At 51.6% G+C, this 19,410-nt stretch carries 16 protein-coding genes; 4 read left to right on the top strand and 12 right to left on the bottom strand.

The window, feature by feature from the left end:
- Positions 1-107 precede the first annotated feature (107 nt).
- The 7 genes from M891_RS0111925 to M891_RS0111895 all read right to left on the bottom strand — a co-directional run bounded on the left by M891_RS0111925 (position 108) and on the right by M891_RS0111895 (position 9,626).
- Positions 108-2,183, bottom strand: a complete 2,076-nt coding sequence (locus tag M891_RS0111925) for an amylo-alpha-1,6-glucosidase (RefSeq protein WP_028539000.1) — start codon at positions 2,181-2,183, stop codon at positions 108-110.
- Positions 2,184-2,207: 24 nt separating this feature from the next.
- Positions 2,208-3,032: a carbohydrate ABC transporter permease gene (locus M891_RS0111920; protein ID WP_028538999.1), complete on the bottom strand. Its 825-nt coding sequence runs from the start codon at positions 3,030-3,032 to the stop codon at positions 2,208-2,210.
- Between the two features lie 4 nt (positions 3,033-3,036).
- The gene (locus M891_RS0111915; RefSeq protein WP_332258803.1) at positions 3,037-3,912 is read right to left on the bottom strand and encodes a carbohydrate ABC transporter permease; all 876 of its coding nucleotides are present in this window, start codon (positions 3,910-3,912) and stop codon (positions 3,037-3,039) included.
- 149 nt (positions 3,913-4,061) lie between these two features.
- Entirely contained in the window at positions 4,062-5,309 is a 1,248-nt protein-coding gene (locus M891_RS0111910) for an ABC transporter substrate-binding protein (RefSeq protein ID WP_028538997.1), read from the bottom strand.
- A gap of 188 nt (positions 5,310-5,497) precedes the next feature.
- A complete protein-coding gene (locus tag M891_RS0111905) occupies positions 5,498-7,033 on the bottom strand; it encodes a response regulator transcription factor (protein ID WP_028538996.1) in 1,536 nt (511 codons plus the stop codon).
- Positions 7,030-8,874, bottom strand: coding sequence for a cache domain-containing sensor histidine kinase (locus M891_RS0111900; protein WP_028538995.1), 1,845 nt, complete (start codon positions 8,872-8,874; stop codon positions 7,030-7,032). The genes M891_RS0111905 and M891_RS0111900 overlap by 4 nt, the downstream gene beginning before the upstream one ends.
- Positions 8,871-9,626 carry a helix-turn-helix domain-containing protein gene (locus M891_RS0111895; protein ID WP_028538994.1) on the bottom strand — a complete coding sequence of 252 codons (756 nt, stop codon included), beginning with the start codon at positions 9,624-9,626 and terminating at the stop codon, positions 8,871-8,873. The genes M891_RS0111900 and M891_RS0111895 overlap by 4 nt, the downstream gene beginning before the upstream one ends.
- Before the next feature lie 106 nt (positions 9,627-9,732).
- Here M891_RS0111895 and M891_RS0111890 point away from each other — a divergent pair, with 106 nt between their 5' ends.
- Positions 9,733-12,033, top strand: a complete 2,301-nt coding sequence (locus M891_RS0111890) for a glycoside hydrolase family 65 protein (RefSeq protein ID WP_028538993.1) — start codon at positions 9,733-9,735, stop codon at positions 12,031-12,033.
- Between the two features lie 15 nt (positions 12,034-12,048).
- Positions 12,049-12,720 carry a beta-phosphoglucomutase gene (gene pgmB / locus M891_RS0111885; protein ID WP_028538992.1) on the top strand — a complete coding sequence of 224 codons (672 nt, stop codon included), beginning with the start codon at positions 12,049-12,051 and terminating at the stop codon, positions 12,718-12,720.
- Between the two features lie 18 nt (positions 12,721-12,738).
- On the opposite strand, the gene M891_RS0111880 is transcribed toward pgmB, so the two are convergent.
- The 4 genes from M891_RS0111880 to M891_RS0111865 form a co-directional block, all read right to left on the bottom strand.
- Positions 12,739-13,689 (bottom strand): MBL fold metallo-hydrolase, encoded by a 951-nt coding sequence (locus M891_RS0111880; protein ID WP_028538991.1) that lies wholly within the window; start codon positions 13,687-13,689, stop codon positions 12,739-12,741.
- Positions 13,690-13,776: 87 nt separating this feature from the next.
- Entirely contained in the window at positions 13,777-13,878 is a 102-nt protein-coding gene (gene cydS, locus M891_RS26150; RefSeq protein WP_016310826.1) for a cytochrome bd oxidase small subunit CydS, read from the bottom strand.
- Positions 13,879-13,883: 5 nt separating this feature from the next.
- Positions 13,884-14,915: a cytochrome d ubiquinol oxidase subunit II gene (locus M891_RS0111870; protein WP_028538990.1), complete on the bottom strand. Its 1,032-nt coding sequence runs from the start codon at positions 14,913-14,915 to the stop codon at positions 13,884-13,886.
- Positions 14,912-16,261, bottom strand: a complete 1,350-nt coding sequence (locus tag M891_RS0111865; RefSeq protein ID WP_028538989.1) for a cytochrome ubiquinol oxidase subunit I — start codon at positions 16,259-16,261, stop codon at positions 14,912-14,914. Before M891_RS0111865 ends, M891_RS0111870 begins: the two co-directional genes overlap by 4 nt.
- Positions 16,262-16,549: 288 nt before the next feature.
- Between M891_RS0111865 and M891_RS0111855 the strand changes: the two genes are divergently transcribed.
- Entirely contained in the window at positions 16,550-17,695 is a 1,146-nt protein-coding gene (locus M891_RS0111855; protein ID WP_028538988.1) for a virulence factor, read from the top strand.
- Positions 17,696-17,768: 73 nt separating this feature from the next.
- On the opposite strand, the gene M891_RS0111850 is transcribed toward M891_RS0111855, so the two are convergent.
- Positions 17,769-18,902, bottom strand: coding sequence for a transglutaminase domain-containing protein (locus M891_RS0111850; RefSeq protein ID WP_028538987.1), 1,134 nt, complete (start codon positions 18,900-18,902; stop codon positions 17,769-17,771).
- A gap of 295 nt (positions 18,903-19,197) precedes the next feature.
- Here M891_RS0111850 and M891_RS0111845 point away from each other — a divergent pair, with 295 nt between their 5' ends.
- Positions 19,198-19,395 carry a hypothetical protein gene (locus M891_RS0111845; protein WP_016310820.1) on the top strand — a complete coding sequence of 66 codons (198 nt, stop codon included), beginning with the start codon at positions 19,198-19,200 and terminating at the stop codon, positions 19,393-19,395.
- Positions 19,396-19,410 lie beyond the last annotated feature (15 nt).

The raw sequence follows: 19,410 nt of genomic DNA, 5'->3' as shown, positions 1-19,410 counted from the left end.
TATTATAGCATACATTAGCACTTAAGTTGAGCGTTGTCAGGATATTGCAAGCTTTGGGCATAAAAATACCCCCAACCTCCACCAAGGAAGGTCAGGGGGAAGAGAGCTTATTCAACCACGGTATAACCTGTGGTGTTCTCCAGAATTTCGACGGAGAAGGTGCTGCTGTCTGCGTTCCGTGTAACGCGAACCGACAAGTGCCCCCCGCCGATAGCGATATGCGTCGCCTCCAGCTGGTTCATGCCTTGCACAAGGAACGGCGACAATGCGATTTCTCTCCGCAGCGCATCGGGGTACAACCCCAGCATCGCCTGCAGGAAGACGATCGACGTGCCGGCTGCCCAAGCTTGCGGCGAGCAAGTCGTCGGGTACGGAACCGGATGCCCCAGCCCCGCGTCATGCCCGCAGAACAGCTCCGGCAAGCGCTGGTACTCGAAGTGTACCGATGCATCCAGCAGTCCCGAGATGACTTGCTCCGCTTCCTGCTTAAGACCAAGCTTGCCAAGGCCAAGCAAGATCATGGCATTGTCATGCGGCCATACGCTGCCGTTATGATAACTCATAGGGTAATAGCCGGTAGATTGTGTACTCATCGTCCGAATGCCGTACCCGTTAAACATATCCGGCTTCATCATCCGCACGGCCTGCGCCTTGGCGCGAGAAGCCTCAGGCATGCCGCTCATCAGCAGATGCCCCGGGTTCGAGCTGACGCTGCGGACTTGGCGCAAATCTTTGTCCAAGGCAATCGCGTAGCATTGCTCGTCCTCCATCCAGTAAGCGGATTCGAACCGCGCTTGCAGTTCTTCCGCTTCCGCTGCCAGCCGCCGAGCCGTCTCCGGTTCGCCCATCAACTCGAACAACGGCGCCAACGAATGCTTCGCCTGGTAGACATACCCTTGCACCTCAGCCAACGCAATCGGTGAATCCGCGTAAGCACCGTTCTCGTGCATAATCGAGTTGGCGGAGTCCTTCCAGCCCTGGTTCGGGAAGCCTTTGTCCGCTTCCTGCTTGTAAGCCATAAACCCGGAGCCCGACCGCATGGATGCGTCGATATAGTCAAGAGCGCGCATGATGTTCGGCCGCAATTCCTGCACCAAGGAGAGGTCACCGGTCCAGCGGTAATATTCGCCGATTAACACAAGGAACAACGGCGTAGAATCAATCGTGCCGTAGTACGGAGAGAACGGCGATTGTTGAGTGGTGACCAGCTCGCCAAAGCGGATCTCATGCATGATTTTACCTGGCTGTTCGTCTCGCCACGGGTCAACCTTCTCACCCTGATATGCTGCCAACGTTCTTAGTGTCCCAACGGCATGCCGCGGGTTGATCGGGAGCATAAAGAGCGACGTGATCAGGCTGTCCCGCCCAAAAGGAACCGCAAACCAAGGCAGCCCCGCAACCGTCGTGTCACCATATCCGATATCCGTCGTTAACATCCGCAAGTCCTGCACCCCGCGCCGGTACAATTCATTAAATACCGGAGAATCGGAAGCGATGCGGGTGTTGTCCGCATACCATGCCTCGTAAGACTGCTCCAGCCGTTGCAGCCCTTCATCAAAACGAAGCGGCTTGCCCGTTGGAAGCAGCTTGTCCGCCATTGGGACAATTTGAAACGTAACTGACCATGTCTCTTGGATTTTCAAAGACAACGGGAACGTGACCGTCCCGCCGGTATACACCTGTCCGCTCTCAGCGTCCCAGGAGATCCGGGTTTGTCTGATTACCTGGTCTGCTCCCAAATACCGGAACGTCATTTCCTGATCTTGGACGACAACTCCTTCCATCTTCCCGACGTCCCCCGTGCGGTATTTGCGAACCAGGAACATGTCTTGAAAGTCCGCATCGAACGAAACAGACGCATCAAAGGCGATCTCCCGCGGAAAATAATTCGTGAAGGCAATCCGTTCATAAAGTCTGCCATTATAGATGAAGCGGTCGCGCGTAACTTCAATCGCCCCTTCATCCTTAACTTCCTTAATTAACCGGAAGCTGGCCACATAACTTTTGTCGCCTGCGGAGGACAGAAGCACGGGTTTCGCGCCGTCCACCTCCAACTCAAAACGGCTTAAGAAGCGCGTATCTTGCGCGTATAGTCCATGACCCTGTTCATTGTCTCGGCCGATATCGCCGTTCAGCTCGGAGAGCATAAACAGCTCCCCTTCTTTGATTACGCGGTAATCCATCATTAGCCTCCTTGAGTTGTGTAATCAACCTTTGATGCCTGCATTTGAAATGCCCTCGATATACTGCCGCTGGAACAGGAAGAAGAAGAGAATAATCGGCAGCGTCGCTAGCACGACACCTGCCATGATCAACGACGTATTTTCGAAAAATTGATCCTTCACACTGTTCAGACCTACGACAAGTACGTACATATCCGGCTGATTCGTCAGCGTACTTGGAATCAGATAACTGTTCCAGGTTCCGGCAAATGCCAATATAGCCATCGTAATCAGCGATGAACGAGCCAGCGGATAAACAATCTTCCAGAAGGCGCCCATCTTCGTCAAACCGTCAATCCGGGCTGCTTCCAAAAATTCGTTAGGCACCGAAATAAAGAACTGTCGCAGCATAAAAATATACAGCCCTTGATACAGGAAGGGGACGGTCAAAGCCCAGAACGTGTTAAGCCAGCCCAGTTGTGCCATGTTCACGTAAACCGGGATCAAGATCATATGGTACGGCACCATCATCGTAGCAACCACAATCCAGTAAATCACCGATTTGCCCCGGAATTTCAGCTTGGCGAGGGCAAAACCGGCCATCGGGTTAATGACCATATTCCCCAGAACGACCACGCCGGTCATAATGATCGTGTTCAGAAACCAGCGCGGAACATTATAAGCTTCATTCGTAAAAAACATTTTGAAGTTATCCAGCGTCCAGTTTGCCGGTGACGTGATTGTATTTACAAAACGCATCGGCACTACGGAAGAATACAACGTATAAATAAAAGGGACGGCAAACAGAAGCCCTAAAATAATCATGCCAAGGTAAAGGAGCGTTCGAGCTATACGCTTACGACTATTCATGTTCTCACTCCTTCCCGTCCAAGAATTTTTTTTGCAGATAAGTAATTAGCATAATAATGATAAAGAACAGAACAACGGCTGCACTGCCGTACCCGATGTTCATGTAACGGATCCCGTGTTGATAGAAGTAGGTAACGACCGTGCTCGTTGCGCCAGCCGGCGTCCCCAGCGACCCGTACCGAGAAATGGCGGCGATTTGGTCATAGATTTGAAATCCGGCAATCGTAGACACCGAAACGATAAAGAACGTCACCGGCTTGAGCGAAGGCACCGTGATATAGCGGAACTTATTCCATTTTGAGGCCCCGTCAATCTCACTTGCCTCGTACAAGTCTTTAGGAATTTCCTGCAGGCCGGACAGATAGACGATCATCGTAAACCCAGCTTGCTGAAAAATAAACAGAATGCACACAAACAGCAGCGCATACTTCGTATCGGCGTACCAGGTGACATTGCCGAATCCCAGCGAACCGAAGAAATTCGTCAGGAACGTCCCTTGCTTAAACAGCATCATGAAGACGGTCGTAATCGCAATTTGCGAAGTAATGTAAGGCAGGAAGAAGACCGTCCGAAAGATGCCCTTGCCCTTCAGCTTCTGGTTGACAAGCAAGGCAAGGAACAAGCCTAGAATCGTCTGCAGCGGGATCGAAACGACCACGATCTCCAGGGAATGAAGCAAGGCGCGAAAGAACTCCCGGTCATGAAGAATTTCCACATAGTTGCTTAATCCGATAAACTTGGCTTGATCCAGCGAAGCAAAGTTGGCATCCTGAAAGCTTCTGACAAAAGACTGAATGAAAGGGTATAAAAACCACCAAGCCCATAAAAGTAAAAAAGGCAGGGTAAACAACCAGCCTAATGTCAGATCCGAATCGGCCATGGAACGAAACACGGATTGCCTATTTTTACTGGTTTTCACGGGTAGCACCTCTTTTCTGCGTTTTGGTCGATGAAGTAAAAAAGGTACCGCTCCCTCTGAAACATGCCTGTTCAGGAGAGAGCGGCTGCTATTCAATAAGCGAATGAAACTTAGTTAAACTGACTTTGAATATCGTCAAGAATTTGCTGCGCCGTCTTGCCGGATCCACCAAGGATCAGGGCTTCCAGCTCTTGCACAAGCGCATCGGTAAAGCGTTTCGTATCTGTTGGATATTCGAAGTCCGTGCTGTATTCCAGCGCTGGCTTCAATGCGCTGAATTCCGGGTTTTTCTCGAAGTATTGGCCGGACAGCGAAGTTAATGCCGGATTAAAGCCCAACTCCATAAAGGCTTTTTGCGTTTCGTCGTTTGTCATGTAGTAAGCCGCTTTCAGCGCTGCCTCTTTGTTCTTGGCGTCCTTCAGCACGATATAAGCGTCAGAGCTCATCGTGCTGCCATTGGTCGTCCCTTTCGGAATCGGCAAAGCCACATATTTGAGATCCGGATTTGCGTCCTTCAGGTAACCCTTGTACCAATAACCGCCGGTGCTCATTGCACCTTTCTGGTTGCTGAAGACCTCGCCGTCCCAACCAAAGCCCAGGGACTTCGGCGTAACCGCAATCCCTTCTTTATACATATCAATGATCAGTTCCAGCGCTTTGACGTTTTCTGGGGAGTTGATCGTTTTACCATAGCCCCAACCGCCGCCGAAGCTCTTCACATAGTTGGTGATATGGAAAGCATCCAGGTTCACAATGATGCCTTTTACATCGCCTTTATTCAGCACCTTGGCTGCTTGAATCACTTCATCCCAGGTTGTTGGGTAAGCGCCAAGCCCGGCATCCTTCCACATCTTCTCATTGATCAGGAACATCGCAGGCATGTCTGTATTCGGAATGCCGTACATTTTGCCGTCCACGTTCCAAATGTTCTTCGAGGATTCCGGGAAGCGGCTCATATCGATGCCCGTGCTTTGGATCAGATCATCGATAGGGGTAAACAGATTTTTGTTGATGTACTCATACGCGCCTTCATTGGACATCTTGATAAAGTCCGGTGCAACGCCCGCGGCGATTTCACCCGGCAACGTATTCCAGAACTGTTCACTGCTTGGGTACTGCTTGATCTTCAATTCAATATCCGGGTAAACCGTGTTGATCTTATCGGCTGCGTCTTGGTAGATCGCCAAATCTTGGGCGGTGCCCCAGAAGCCGAAGTTCACGGTGACTTTTTGTCCTGACTTAGTCCCGCTTCCTTCTGTATTATCAGCGGTTTTGCTGCTTCCGCAAGCGGTCAAGCCTACGACAGCGGCAAGACACAAAATCAGCAGAGCTGATAGTGTTCTTTTTCTAGCTTTCATGTTGTTGCCTCCCTTTTGATAACTTCTATCTTTCTTGCTCCTTAAGCATAAACACCCCTAAAAACAAAAAAAATTAATCAAATATTGATTAATTTTAGATTTTCGCCTCGATTTCGAGTTGATTGTGTCAGGCGATGGTATGAGTTTTTAATATAATCACACTTTTTTATCTGATTTATGCTTCTTTTTTATCCTTCTTCATTGCGGTATTGCTTCGGGGACACTCCTGTATACTTGCTAAATACGATGGCAAAATGCGCCTGATTGCTAAACCCCACTTTCTCAGCGACCTCGTAAATTTTGTAACGGTAATCTTTTAGCAGCTCTTTGGCTTTGTTAATACGCAGTTCATTAATATAATCAAACAAGCCTTGCCCTACTTCTTCTTTAAACAGACGGCTGACATAATTCGGGCTAACTTGGAACAGGTCGGCGAACAACTTCAGGGACAAGCTGTCTTGATAATGATGCTCAATGTACTCCAAAATATGACGGGTCAACTGGCTGTACCCTTTGAAAGAAGCGTTGATCTCTCCGCCAAGCCGTTGTTCAAAGACAGTCCGGTAAGCACTCGACATTTGCACGAAATCTTCAAAACCCCCGTGATCGCCGAGATCTTCCTCCGTTTTCCCGTTGCGGCCCATCATAAACAGCAGGCCTTCATAGACTTTCTGTACTTCTGTCTCATCCAAACACTCTTCCGAACGGATCAGATTCTCCCAACGTGACAACACATCCATGAACTTCTCGTGGGCATGCTCAGCCAAGGCGGATTTCATTTGCTGCACATAAGCATCCGCTTGATTCAATGCCGCCTCACTTCGCTCCTTCTGGTGGCTGTAATAGAAAATCAAGGTTTCCGGATGATAAAAATGGTGCGATAACGCTTGCAGCGCTTGTTTGTACGCCAAGGGCACTTGCTCGAAGCGATCCACCCAATCGCTGACGCCGAGCACAATATCGATATTTACGAAACGCTTCAGCGTCGAACTGATCCGCTGCACGATGTCGTTCACGCGCGTTAGCGAAGCAAGCAGACTCTTCAGTTCGCTGTTGCTGATCAGAAGAGCGTACATCCGCTCGGTTAATGGCAGGAACTCGATCTCCCGCTCCGCAGAAACGACTTCGTTCACCATATTTTGCACGGTGTTCCCAAGGACGGTCTGCGACGATTCGCTGTATCGTTGCAGCACCTTGTCATAGTTTTTGATTTTGAACAACACGACGTAGATATTGCCTTCTTTCAACCGCGTTTCCGAAAGCTCATGCCGGGTGCCCGTCCCGTTCAGCAAGCCGATAAGCACTTGTTCCTTGTGATTGGTCACCTTTGGAGGGTGCGAAGGAGCGGACATTCCGAGTTGCTCCCGGATATTCTGCAGCATGCCAATCAACTCCCGGTCATTCATGTCCGGTTTATGAAAATAATCGAGCGCCCCGAGCTTCATCGCTTCCTTCACAAACCCGAAATCGTCAAAGCTGCTCAGGACCACCACTTTAACGGGCAGCTCCTGCTCTTTAATCCGGCGCAGCACTTCAAGCCCGTCCATTCTCGGCATCTTGATGTCCAGCAGCACAACATCCGGTTGCTCGCTGACGATGAGCCGCAACGCCTCATCTCCATCTCCGGCTTCGCCGATGATCTCCACGCCTTGGGCCTGCCAGTCGATCGCCGATTTAATGCCGATTCGCACCAGCGGCTCATCGTCTACAATCAACATTCTCATTTGCTGTCCCTTCCCCCTGCCGTATCATTTCGAATGACTGGAACGCGTATCAGCGCCACCGTTCCTCCCTGCCTTCCGGGAGCAATCCATAAGCCATAACCCGGTCCAAAATGCAGCCGAATCCGGCTTCGAATATTTTGAAGGCCAATCGAGTTAAACCCATCTCTGGAGACTTTCTTATATCCCGGCTTGGCCTGTAACTCGCCTTCTTCCGGGAACCCCCGGCCGTTGTCCGCGACTTCCACGTACAAGTCGCCTTGCCGTTCATAAATGGAAATGTTCAGCATGCCTTTATAATCAATTCCCTCAAAGCCATGAAAAATCGCATTTTCCACCAGGGGCTGAATCAGGAATTTCAAGGTTTGATACTCGATAACTGCTGGATCAATCGAATAGGTCACCTCAAACTTGTTGAAGTACCGGAAATCCAGGATTTTGGCATAGCTTTGGACAAATCCGACTTCCTCAGCGATGAGCACCAAGTTCTCATCCGTCTTCATGCTAAACTTCATCACGGATGCGAAGGCTTGCAGCGCCTCCTCAATTCCGGATGCGCCCTGGACTTTAGCCATCCACTTGATAACATTCAGCGTATTGTAAATAAAATGCGGGCGGATTTGCGATTGCAGCGCGTCCATCTCCAGCTTGCGCTTCTCTTCCTCCTTCTCGTAAATCCGCGTAATCAAACTGCGAATTTCCTGCAGCATTAGATCAACCGTACTACTGATTACCCCAACCTCATCGCTTTGCTGCGTATCGAACCGGACATCAAGTTGGCCCTGGGCGACCAGCTTCATTTTGCGGTTCAGCACGGCCAATGGCTTTAGAATTCGCGCTGCGATCCGCAGGGAGATCAGGATCGACAGGATTAGCAGCAGCAAGAGCGTACCAGCCATAATGGCAACCAACTGGTACACAATGGAGTAGATATCGTCCTTTGCAATCAATGTCACCGCATGCCATTCGGCCACCTGAGACGGAGAAGAGATCAGATACAGCTTTTGATTAATCCACATTCGGGTCGTACCGGTCCGGCCGGACGGCTCCTCCTGAAAGCCGCTCCCAAACGCGGCGGAAGCCGCTTTGCCAATCTCCCCGCCATTGGAGCTTTGGATAATTCGCTGATCTTCATCCAGCAAATAGAAGTTGGATGCTTCCGCGAACGCCGTATTACTCCACAACGTCTTCAGCTTGTCCGCAGAAATGTTGAAGACAATAAATCCGAGTCGTTCCTTCGTATACGGGTCCATAATAGCTCGGCCCGCGGATACGACCGGAAGTCGGTGCGGCGAGAGCAGCTCATCGTAATGAATGCCCGTCGTGATAAACTGCCCGTTCCCTTCTCTAATTTTGCGGATAAACGGCTCCTGCAAATAGGTAGTTTTGAAATATTGATAATTGATATACTCACGGTTGCTGCGGCCGATAATCGACTGATCATGCTCATGATAAATAACGACCGAATCCACCAAATCTGAATATAGCATGATCCCGCTTTGAATCAATCCGTTCACCTTATCGAAATCCTTGCCGCGTTCCAGCAGCGGATAAGGGACCTGGTTATAGTCCTTCTTCATAATTTGGTACACGCTTTGCTCCTGAATGGGAAACATGGACAACCTTTGCAGCGGCTGCAGGGACGTATCGATATTGGTCACGATCTGCTTGTTGTTCTCCACCGCCGCATCCAGCATCACGTTACGGTTGTTGTTGACATATATCCATGACACAATCCCGGCGACCAAAGTGAGCGGAATCAAGATAAAGACGGAAAAAGCAGCGATCAGCTTCTTCTCCAAACTCAGCTGTGACAGTTTCTGCCGGATGAATTTTATGATCATAATGATCTCTCCAGTATGGATCTCCCCGCTCCGCTGGTCCGAAATTGCTTTGGCGTCATCCCGACAAATTCCTTAAACAATCGGGTATAGTAACTCTGATTGCAAAATTTAAAATGGAATGCAACTTCGGAAATGGAGCGGTTCGTATAGATAAGCATGTACTTCGACTCTTCTATCTTACGGCTGTTAATATATTTCATCAGCGGCACGCCGGTTTCCCGGCGAAAACGATCGGACAAATAACTGGGATGTACACCAAGGTGATTCGCAATAAGCGGCAAGGTCAAATCGTCAAAAATATGCTGCCGGATATAATGAATCGCCAGCTTCACCAGATGAGAGTATGGCAATTCTTCTCTCTCCCGCTGAATGGTCATCACGAACTGCACTAGCATTTCGTATTCGAATTGGGCCAGCGCTTCAAGATCGTTCAGCTTTTCGATCTCCAATATTAGAGTATCACTTAGGTGAAAAGCAATCTCCGGATCGACCCCGCCCTGAATGATGGCTCTTGTAAACAAAGTGCAGGAGGCGATGAGGGCGTTTTTTTTGGAGCGCAGCGGATAGGTGGCCAGCACCGCCGCTTCAAGTTCGTTGATCTTCCGCATCACCTGAAGGGCAGTGGCTTCGTCGCCCATCCGGATCGCTTCCAGCAGCTCCTGTTCGTAGTCTACCGGAGGATGAACAAAACGATCCTGAAGTACCTGCATTTTTGATGATTGATAATAAGCTTGGCCTTGTTGAAAGTTCATCTCTATCCCACCTAAAAATTTTGACAAAAATCTAAAGAATTTAGTATTACATTATCGCTTTCAGTTCTAAAATTCAATCATAACAACTTGGAGGGATCGAACAACCATGACTTGGAAAATAACGAATTCGGACGTTTCACAGCCTGAGCTGTTGAATATGGAAAGTATCTTTGCGCTTGGCAACGGATATTTGGGGGTGCGGGGTAATTTTGAAGAAGGCTACGGCGAGCAAATGACCAGCATTCGCGGCACTTACCTCAACGCATTCCACGATGTGATTGAGGTTCCTTATGGCGAGAAGCTGTTTGCTTTTCCTGAAACACAACAGAAACTGGTGAACAACATCGATGCTCAAACGGTGCTGATCTATTTCGGCGAGGAGGAAGAGCCGTTCCGGTTGGATCAGGGCACATTCACGAATTTTCAACGGACGTTGCATATGGATCAGGGATTCTCAGAGCGAAGCGTGCATTGGACGTCCCCATCTGGCAAAGAAGTGCGTCTGACCTTCCGCCGTCTCGTCTCCTTTACACACCGTGAATTGTTTGCCATTCATCTCAAGCTGGAGCCGATCAACTTTAGCGGCCCAGTCAAAATCGTTTCTACGTTAAACGGTAACGTCAAAAACTACACCAATCCCAACGATCCGCGGGTTGGAGCAGGCCATGCGGAACGGATGACGGTGGTGGACAACGGAATGCGAGGCGAATCCAGCTACGTTGTAGACGAAACGATGGTTTCCAAAATGAGGGCCGCATGCGTCACCCGCCATCAGTTAACTGCCGATGCAGCGATCACGCTGGATACCAAGCCGGGGGAAATCGTTTATACGGCAAAATTTGCTTTGAACGACACGGTTGAATTTACCAAATTCAACGTATATACGGATACGCTCCGCCATGGTGAAGGATTCCTGGAGCAGGCATTTGACCTGCATGAGCGCCTGTCCAACTTATCCTTTAGCGATTTGCTTGCTGAGCAGACGGCATATCTGAACGATTACTGGAAATCAGCTGACGTTATCATTCAGAACGACGATCAGCTGCAGGAAGGCATCCGCTTCAACCTGTACCAGTTGCTGCAATCCGCCGGTCGGGACAAGTACAGCAACATCGCTGCCAAAGGCTTAAGCGGAGAAGGATACGAAGGCCATTACTTTTGGGATACAGAAATTTATATGTTCCCCGTATTTTTGATGACTCAGCCTGAGCTGGCCCGTCAGCTGCTCTTGTACCGTTACTCTATCCTGGACGATGCCAGAGCGAGAGCGCGGGAGATGGGACACCGCAAAGGCGCGTTGTTCCCTTGGCGCACCATTTCAGGGACTGAATGCTCCTCGTTCTTCCCGTCGGGTACAGCGCAATATCATATCAGCGCTGACATCGCCTACAGCTATGTGCAATACTACCTTGCTACGCAGGATCGGGATTTCCTGCTGAATTACGGTGCGGAAGTGTTGATCGAAACGGCGCGGTTATGGGCTGAGATCGGGCATGAATACAACGGAGCCTTTCACATCGATGAAGTCACCGGGCCGGATGAATATACCTGCTGCGTGAACAACAACTACTATACCAACGCGATGGCCAAACATAATTTGAAATGGGCAGCGAAAAGCTGCGCAATCCTGAAGGACTACGATCCCGCTGGCTATCAGGCGCTGTGCGAGAAGCTTGGCGTCACGGACGACGAAATCGCGGCTTGGGAAGCGGCAGCAGCAGCAATGTTCCTGCCGTATGATGAAGCGCTGGGCATCAATCCGCAGGATGATACCTTCCTGCGCAAGGCGGTTTGGGATTTTGCCAATACGCCAAAAGAAAACTATCCGCTGTTACTGCACTACCATCCGTTGACCATTTATCGGTACCAAGTATGTAAACAGGCGGATACCGTGCTGGCCCATTTCTTGCTGGAGGACGAGCAGTCCCTGGAGACGATCCGTCGTTCCTACGATTATTACGAACGAATCACGACCCATGACTCCTCCTTGTCCTCGTGTATCTTCAGCATCATGGCGGCCAAGATCGGCAATCTGGACAAAGCGTACGAGTATTTCATTGAAACGGCGCGGCTGGATCTGGACAACACGCATGGCAATACGAAAGATGGCTTGCATTTGGCGAACATGGGCGGCACGTGGATGTCGATTGTGTACGGCTTTGCCGGCATGCGGTTGAAAGAAAGCGGTCTGTCCCTGACCCCGGCGATCCCGCGGGATTGGGAGCAATATGCCTTCCGCCTGACGTTCCGCGACCGCCTGATCTCCGTACGAATTGGAAAAGAAAACGTCAACTTGGAGCTGATTGAAGGCGAGGCCATCGACATTCAACTGTACGGGGAAACTGTGACATTAGATCGAGATCGCGCGGTTTCTCGCCCGTTGGCAACCCTTGAATTACAAATTTAAGAAGGAGCGGTTAAAATGAAATCTTTGCAAGCAGTCATCTTTGATTTGGACGGCGTCATTACGGACACCGCCGAGTATCACTACCAAGCGTGGAAAGCCATTGCCGAAGAGTTGAACATTCCCTTTACACGCGAGTTTAATGAAAACCTGAAGGGCGTATCCCGCCTTGATTCGTTGAAGCTGTTGCTCAGCCAAGCAACAACTCCTGTTCAATACAGCGATGTGGAGATGGAGGAACTGGCAACACGCAAGAACAACCTTTACGTCAAGTTAATCGAAAAAATCACCCCAGCCGACCTTTTGCCGGGAATTTCGGAATTCCTCACCGAACTGCGGGAGGCCGGGATCAAGACCGGGATCGCTTCCGCCAGCAAAAACGCCCAAACCGTCTTGGACGGACTGGGCGTGACCAGCTGGTTTGATGTGATTGTGGACGTCACCCGCTTAAAGAACAATAAGCCGGATCCGGAGATTTTCCTGACTGCGGCCGCCCAGCTTCAGGTCGAGCCGTCGGCTTGCATCGGCGTGGAAGACGCTGTATCCGGCGTCGACGCGATTAAGGCGGCAGGCATGTTCGCTGTCGCCATCGGCGATGCCAAGCAGTTCCCAAAAGCCGACATCGTGCTGCCTAACACCGCCAAGCTCAGTTTACGGAATCTGATGGAGCATTTTGCTGTTCGCGTGTAAAGCAGCTAGAGCAGCCTGTTACTCCTCTGGCAATCGCAGCGTTTCCCCGTGATGCAGCAGTCGAATCGTCTCCTCGGAGAAGCCTAGGCGGACCCGCTCCTTCTCCAGACGGTCCAGCGCCTCCTGCGCGGTATCATCGGCGAGCCGGAAGGTGCCGTAATGCATCGGAATCATCAGCTTCGCCTTGACGTCAACGAACGCTTGCAGCGCCTCCTCCGGCGTCGTATGCTGGCTGGTCATGAACCATTCCGGCTCATAAGCGCCGATCGGCAGCAACGCCACATCGATCTGATAGCGTTCGCCGATTTCGGCAAATCCGCGGAAATAACCGCTGTCTCCGGCAAAATAAATGACCGGCGGTTTCTTCTCCGCCTCGCTTGGCACCGGCTCCAGGACGTAGCCGCCCCAATGAGACGTATTCGTATCAAATGGCGTGCGGCGCGTCCAGTGCTGAGTCGGGACAAAGGAGATGTCTACCTCCCCAATCCTTATCCGTTCCCACCAGTTCATTTCATGGACGTTGTAGAACCCTTTCCGCCACATTTTCCGCCCCAGACCAACTGGGACAATGATAGTCGTATCTTTGTGATAAATCCGACGAATCGAAGCAAAATGCATATGATCATAATGGGAATGAGATATCAGGATCACATCGATGGGCGGCAGTTGATGAATGGGGATCCCCGGCTCGGTGAGCCGGCGTTGAAATCCCATCCGCATCGCCCAGACGGGATCGGTAACGATATTCAACCCTTGATATTGGATCAGAAACGTCGAATGACCGATCCACGTAATCGTGCTCTCTTCCCGGTTCGCCTGCAAATAATCGAGCTCCGGCGGCTTATTGGGAATCAGGAAGGAATAGTCCTTCTTTTTTCTGCGCCGTTCTTCCCGAAGCTGCTTAAATTGCTTTAACGTTTTGTCGGTGCTGACATTATCGAGGTTGTTGTAGCGCATTCTTCTTGGCATCGCTCCAGTGACTCCTCTCCGCATTACTTTCGCTCTCTCTATCATTCATTCTAGACCAATCCCCGGCCTAAACCCAAATTTTATGGGTCAATCGACCCGATCCTTATATTTCCAGGCATAGAGAAATAAGAAAAGAACCGCCCCAGCGACCACCAACTCCGGCGCGATCATCATCATAAACCATTCCATTCCCTTCACCCTTTCCCCGGCGAATTGCCTCTTACATATTTGGCATCAAACAAAAATAACCGCATCAGCAAAAACAAGGAAGGAATGAGAATACACAATCCCGCGACAAATGCGGTGATTAAAGCGACAGCCATCGTCTCGTTCGTAAAGCTCTCATAGATACTCACCTGCTTATAGAGAATATAGGGAAGGTGGCTGCGGCCATAGCCGTACCAAGCGAACCCGAACTGCAGCATGACCAGCAGGAAGGACCAGCCGAGCCGCCGTTTTTTCCACATCAAGAAGACGGCCCCCAGATAACAAATCAGAGACGCGATAAACATCCACGCCATATCTAACATATGTGCGAAATGCTCCGGATTTTGCCGATTGATCTGAAAAAAGGCGAATACACAGGCGAGAATCGTCGGCCCGCTCCACAGCAAAGCATACCCGCGCAGGACTCCGAAAGCCCGCTGATCCTCCGCTTTATCGGCATAAAAAGCAAGAAACATCGCCGAAATATACAGCACCGACACCAGCGCCAGCAGAATGACCGACCAGGTGTACGGATTGGCGAAGAAGGCGGCCCAATCCAACACAACCTTCCCGTCGCGCTCGCCGATAATCCCGCCTTCCGAAATCGCCAAGATCGTCGAAAGGGCCGCCGGAATCAGCAAACCCGTCGCCCCGTAGATCGCCATATACGTTTTGTTGTTCGCTTGGCTCGCGCCATAGGTGTTATACGCGTAATAAGCGCCTCGCAAGGCGAGCAGCACGGTCACCAAGCTGCCGGGAATGAGCAGCGCCGTGCCGTAATAGTAAGCGGAATCCGGAAAGAACCCGACCAACCCAACGACGAAAAAGATCAAAAACACGTTGGTCACTTCCCACACCGGTGACAGGTACCGTTGAATAATGTCGTGGATTTTGTTTTCGTGGCCGGTGATCACGCTGTAATAGCTGAAAAATCCGGCCCCAAAATCAACGGAAGCGACGATCAAATAACCAAACAGAAACGTCCATAACACCGTAATGCCGACCAGCTCATAGCTCATTTCGCGTCTCCTCCCTCAAGCCCAGCTTGCCGCAGCTCGGTAAGCACATCCTTGTTGCGGAACATCCGGGATAATACGTAAACGCAGGAAAGGCACAGAACCAGATACAGCACCGCAAACATCAGCAGCATCGGACCAACGCTTTCCGAGGTGGTGGCGGCTTCCCCCACCTTCATGTACCCCCGGATGATCCACGGCTGACGGCCAAACTCGGCGAACATCCAGCCGAGCTCGATGGCAACCATCGCCAGCGGTCCCAGCGCCAGAATGCCGATCAGCAGCCAGACCGGAACCTTCGTTTTGCCGCCGGGCAAGTAGCGTCGCAGCAAATACAGGAACGGAATCAGCACGAGCAGCGCCCCGATCGTGACCTTAAGGTCAAACATATAATGAATCAGCAAAGGCGGACGCTCATCCTCCGGGAACTCCTCTAACCCGATGACCCGGGTATTTGGCGAGTTACCGGCAAGGATGCTAAGCGCATACGGGATTTTCAGCGCGTATTTGACATTTCCCGCTTCATCCAGGACGCCGCCATAAATCAGCGGTGCCCGTTCCATCGTTTCAAAATGCCATTCCGCGGCCGCCAGCTTCTCCGGCTGGTACTTAGCCAGAAACTTGCCGGAGAAATCCCCGATCACCGCCGTCGCCAGAGCAAATACGAAGGCAGACATGACGGTCAGCTTCAGCGCCTTTTTGAAATAAACGTGATCCCGGCCGCGCAGCAAACTAAACGCCGCGATGCCTGCCAGAATTCCCGCACTGGCCGTATACGAAGAAGCCAGGACATGGGATACCTTGGTTGGCGTGGCCGGGTTAAACATCGCGACCAGCGGACGGAAGTCGGCGATGACCCCATTTTTGAGGGTGAATCCCTGCGGGGTGTTCATGAAGGCGTTCAGCGTGGTGATGAAGAAGGCGGAGGCGGAAGAACCGATGGCGACCGGAATCAACAGGAGCAGGTGCAGCCCTTTATTTTTGAAACGATCCCATGTATATAGGTAGATTCCCAGGAAAATCGCCTCCACAAAAAAGGCGAAGGTCTCCATAAACAACGGCAGCGCAATCGCCTGCCCGGCGACGCGCATAAAGGTAGGCCAAAGCAGGCTTAGCTGCAAGCCGATAGACGTACCGGTCACAACTCCAATCGCCACGGAGATGACGAAGCCGCGAGCCCAGCGACGAGCCAGCATCGTATAATGCGGATCGTTCGCGCGAATGCCCCGCCACTCCGCCAGTGCGATCATCAGCGGTACGCCCACGCCAATCGATGCAAAGATGATATGTACAAACAAGGTCAGCCCGGTAAGCATCCGGCTTAACGTGACCGGGTCAAGATGTGTCATAACGAAGCTCCTTCAAGAGAAGTAATGGAGGAAGCGAATCACGCTTTTGATAAAGGCATACAACATGATCACTGCCACGATGAGACATACGATCGCCAGAGTTCGCTCTTGTTTTCGGAACATGCCTTCGCCTCCTTGCCCATTTAGTGTGTCGCGGATGTTCCTTTTTATTCCTGTAAGGGTTGGGCAATAGGCCGCATTGAGGTACAATAGACACGAAAAGTTTAAAATTAAACCATCAAGGATTGGATTAAGTCCTTACCTAATAGAAAGGAGTCGTGATGATCTATGAAGATCGTCTTTATCGAACCGACCCCCAGCCCAAATACGATGAAACTCCATTTGGATGAAAGCCTGGAGCCGGGGATTCGGAAAACATATACACGGGACAACGAACGCTCCGCCCCTGCTTGGATTCGCGGATTGCTGCAGATCCCTGGGGTCAAAAGCGTATTCCACACCGCTGATTTTGTCGCTTTGGATCGGAAAGGCAGCGCTGATTGGGCAGCGATCTTGTCCGAAGTGCAGAAGCAGTTCGGACAGGAAGGCGTCGAATCAGCCTGGACTCCGGAGAGCGGGGAAGCCTCGGGATTTGGGGAAGCCCAGGTATTCGTGCAGTTCTTCCGGGGCATCCCGATGCAAATTCGGGTGAAGGCGGGGAACCAAGAGGAACGGATCTCGTTGTCCGAGCGGTTCGTGAACGCCGTCACTGAGGTGGCCAGCGCCACGCTGATCAAGGAGCGCAAGCTCGTGGACTACGGCGTGCGCTACGGCGAGCTGCCGGACATCGCCCGCGAGATCGAGCAGGAGCTGGAGGCGGCCTTTCCGCCGGAGCGGCTGAAAGGCATCGTCGAGCAAGCCATCGCCCACGGCCGCAGCGAGAAGGAGTTCGTCGAGCAGCGGCGCGCGCTGAGCCTGGACGAAATCCGCGAGCGGATGAAGGACCCGGATTGGCGCGTGCGCTACGCCGCGCTGGAGTCGCTGCAGCAGCCAACCGAAGAGGCGTTGCCGTTGCTGGCGGAGGCGCTGCGCGATCCGCAAATGCAGCTCCGCCGGCTCGCCGTCGTGTATCTCGGCGATCTGCGGACGCCGGAGGCGATGGAGCTGCTGTATGAGGCGCTGCGCGACTCTTCCGCCGCCGTGCGGCGCACCGCCGGCGACACGCTGTCCGACATCGGCGATCCGGCAGCCACAAGGCCGATGATCGCCGCGCTGTCGGACAGCAGCAAGCTGGTCCGCTGGCGCGCGGCCCGCTTCCTATACGAGGTCGGCACGGATGATGCCTTGGAGGCGCTGCGCGCAGCGGTGGACGACCCTGAGTTCGAGGTCGGTCTGCAAGCGCGCATGGCCGTCGAGCGGATCGAGTCCGGCGAGCAAGCCGCCGGAACCGTCTGGCAGCAGATGGCGGGCCGCGACCGCGGGGGCAGCAAGTAAAGATAACAAAACGAGCAAGGATCACCCGACAGGAGATGTCTGTGATCCTTGCTCGTTATTTTTTTATCCAAACTTATTCCCAATGAATCTCCACCCGCAAATCATCCGTTCCGTCCAAAGGCTGCATCAGGTAGCGGATATTGCGGATGCCCAAGTTGTACAGCCTGGTCAAGTCCTCCAGCAGCTGCTCATCCGAACCGGCGTAACGCACGGTCACTGTCGCTTTTCCTTCCTTCATCCCGGCCTTCACTCGCTCCGCGATTCCTTTGGCATTGGACACGGCTGCATCGGCATCATATAAGTCATACCCCAGCGCGGTCTTCAGGGCGAGATAAGTGTGCTTTTTCTCCCCGCCAGCCTCAATTAACGCCTGCAAGGTTTGAATATAAGGAACGGATGCCCGAGGATAATCGGCCGCCTTCCAGACATGATCCTGCCTCATCTGCTCATCGGTTCGCAAGTAATACGTATAATTCACACGCTTAGGCACATCAGGAACCGGGTCGTCCCAGGTCGTGTCCAAATGGTACCAGCGGTTGTCGAGACGCACGAGGTTCCATGCATGCAGCTGGCCCCCCGCTGTCCCTTCGACTAGTCGGTTCTCAATCCCGGCTTCCTTCAGCAACTCGTAAGTCAACAAGGCGTAGCCCTGACATACCGCTTCCCCGGTTTTGAGCCCTTCATAAGCGGTATATTTCTGTAGATCGGTATCGTACTTCAAGTTCAACACAACATAATCATGAATCGCTTTGATTTTCTGATGGTTGTTCATTCCCGGTTGGATCAGCTGCTTCAGGATGTTCTTCACCCTTTGGCGGACGTAAGCCGTTTGCTCAGCGGTTTCACGGTAATGCACCTGCAGGGTGATTTTGGCCGAGCTCGTCGTGCCGCGCCAGGAGTAGACGTAACGATCCACGATATATTTCGTGTACGGATCAGCTTCCAGCGCATCGTTCACCGCTTGCTTCAGCTGTTTCTCCAAATTATTGGTCGACCCCTTATATTTCAAGGTAATCGTTGGGTTCCGCGCCTCCATCCCTTGCGCCAGCTTCGCCTGCAATTGCTTGGTCGTGGTGACCGTCGCCGGCTCCGCTGCCGCTTGCACCGGGACTGTAATCCATGCGAGGGGTTCAGCACTCAGCAATAAACCGCCGATCACCCCGGTTATGAGCCAACCTCTTGAAAGTCTCCCGATTTTCTTTCCCATCTGGCTTCCCTCACCTTCCGGTCAAGCTGCCTCAACAATTGCTGCCAATCTTGCGATCAAGCCCATTGTAACACAGCCATTCCTGCAAAAGCTTACTAGTTTTGTCGAGGCAAAACCGGATTTGGACAACTTCCTTAAGTCGATTTCTTCGAGATTTCCACGAAAATCTGTTTCCTAAAATTCACAATCAGCTTCTACAAATGAAAGCTGGGCTTATGTATAATAAAAACATAAAAATGTGATAAATGTCATTGCATAATTTTTCAGACTTCCATAGGAACGGAGAATCGATTGGATGACTATCGTCAATATTTCGGATATTTCGGTGGAATTATTTTTGGCTGTCATGTTTTTTCTGTTGATTGTGGCGCCTATGGTGAGCCTCGGTGTACTTCGACTGTTCCAGGGCCGCAAGCGGGCGGGCCTTGCCTTAATCGGCGGCGGAGTGTTGGGATACTTCGTATTCCAACTGATTGCTGGACTATTTATCTAATCTAGGAAGCGCAAT

This window comes from Paenibacillus sp. J14, from assembly GCF_000518465.1.
Lineage (GTDB): Bacteria > Bacillota > Bacilli > Paenibacillales > Paenibacillaceae > Fontibacillus > Fontibacillus barengoltzii.
Note: the sequence above shows the minus strand (reverse complement) of the source record. Positions and strands in the feature narration are given on the sequence as shown.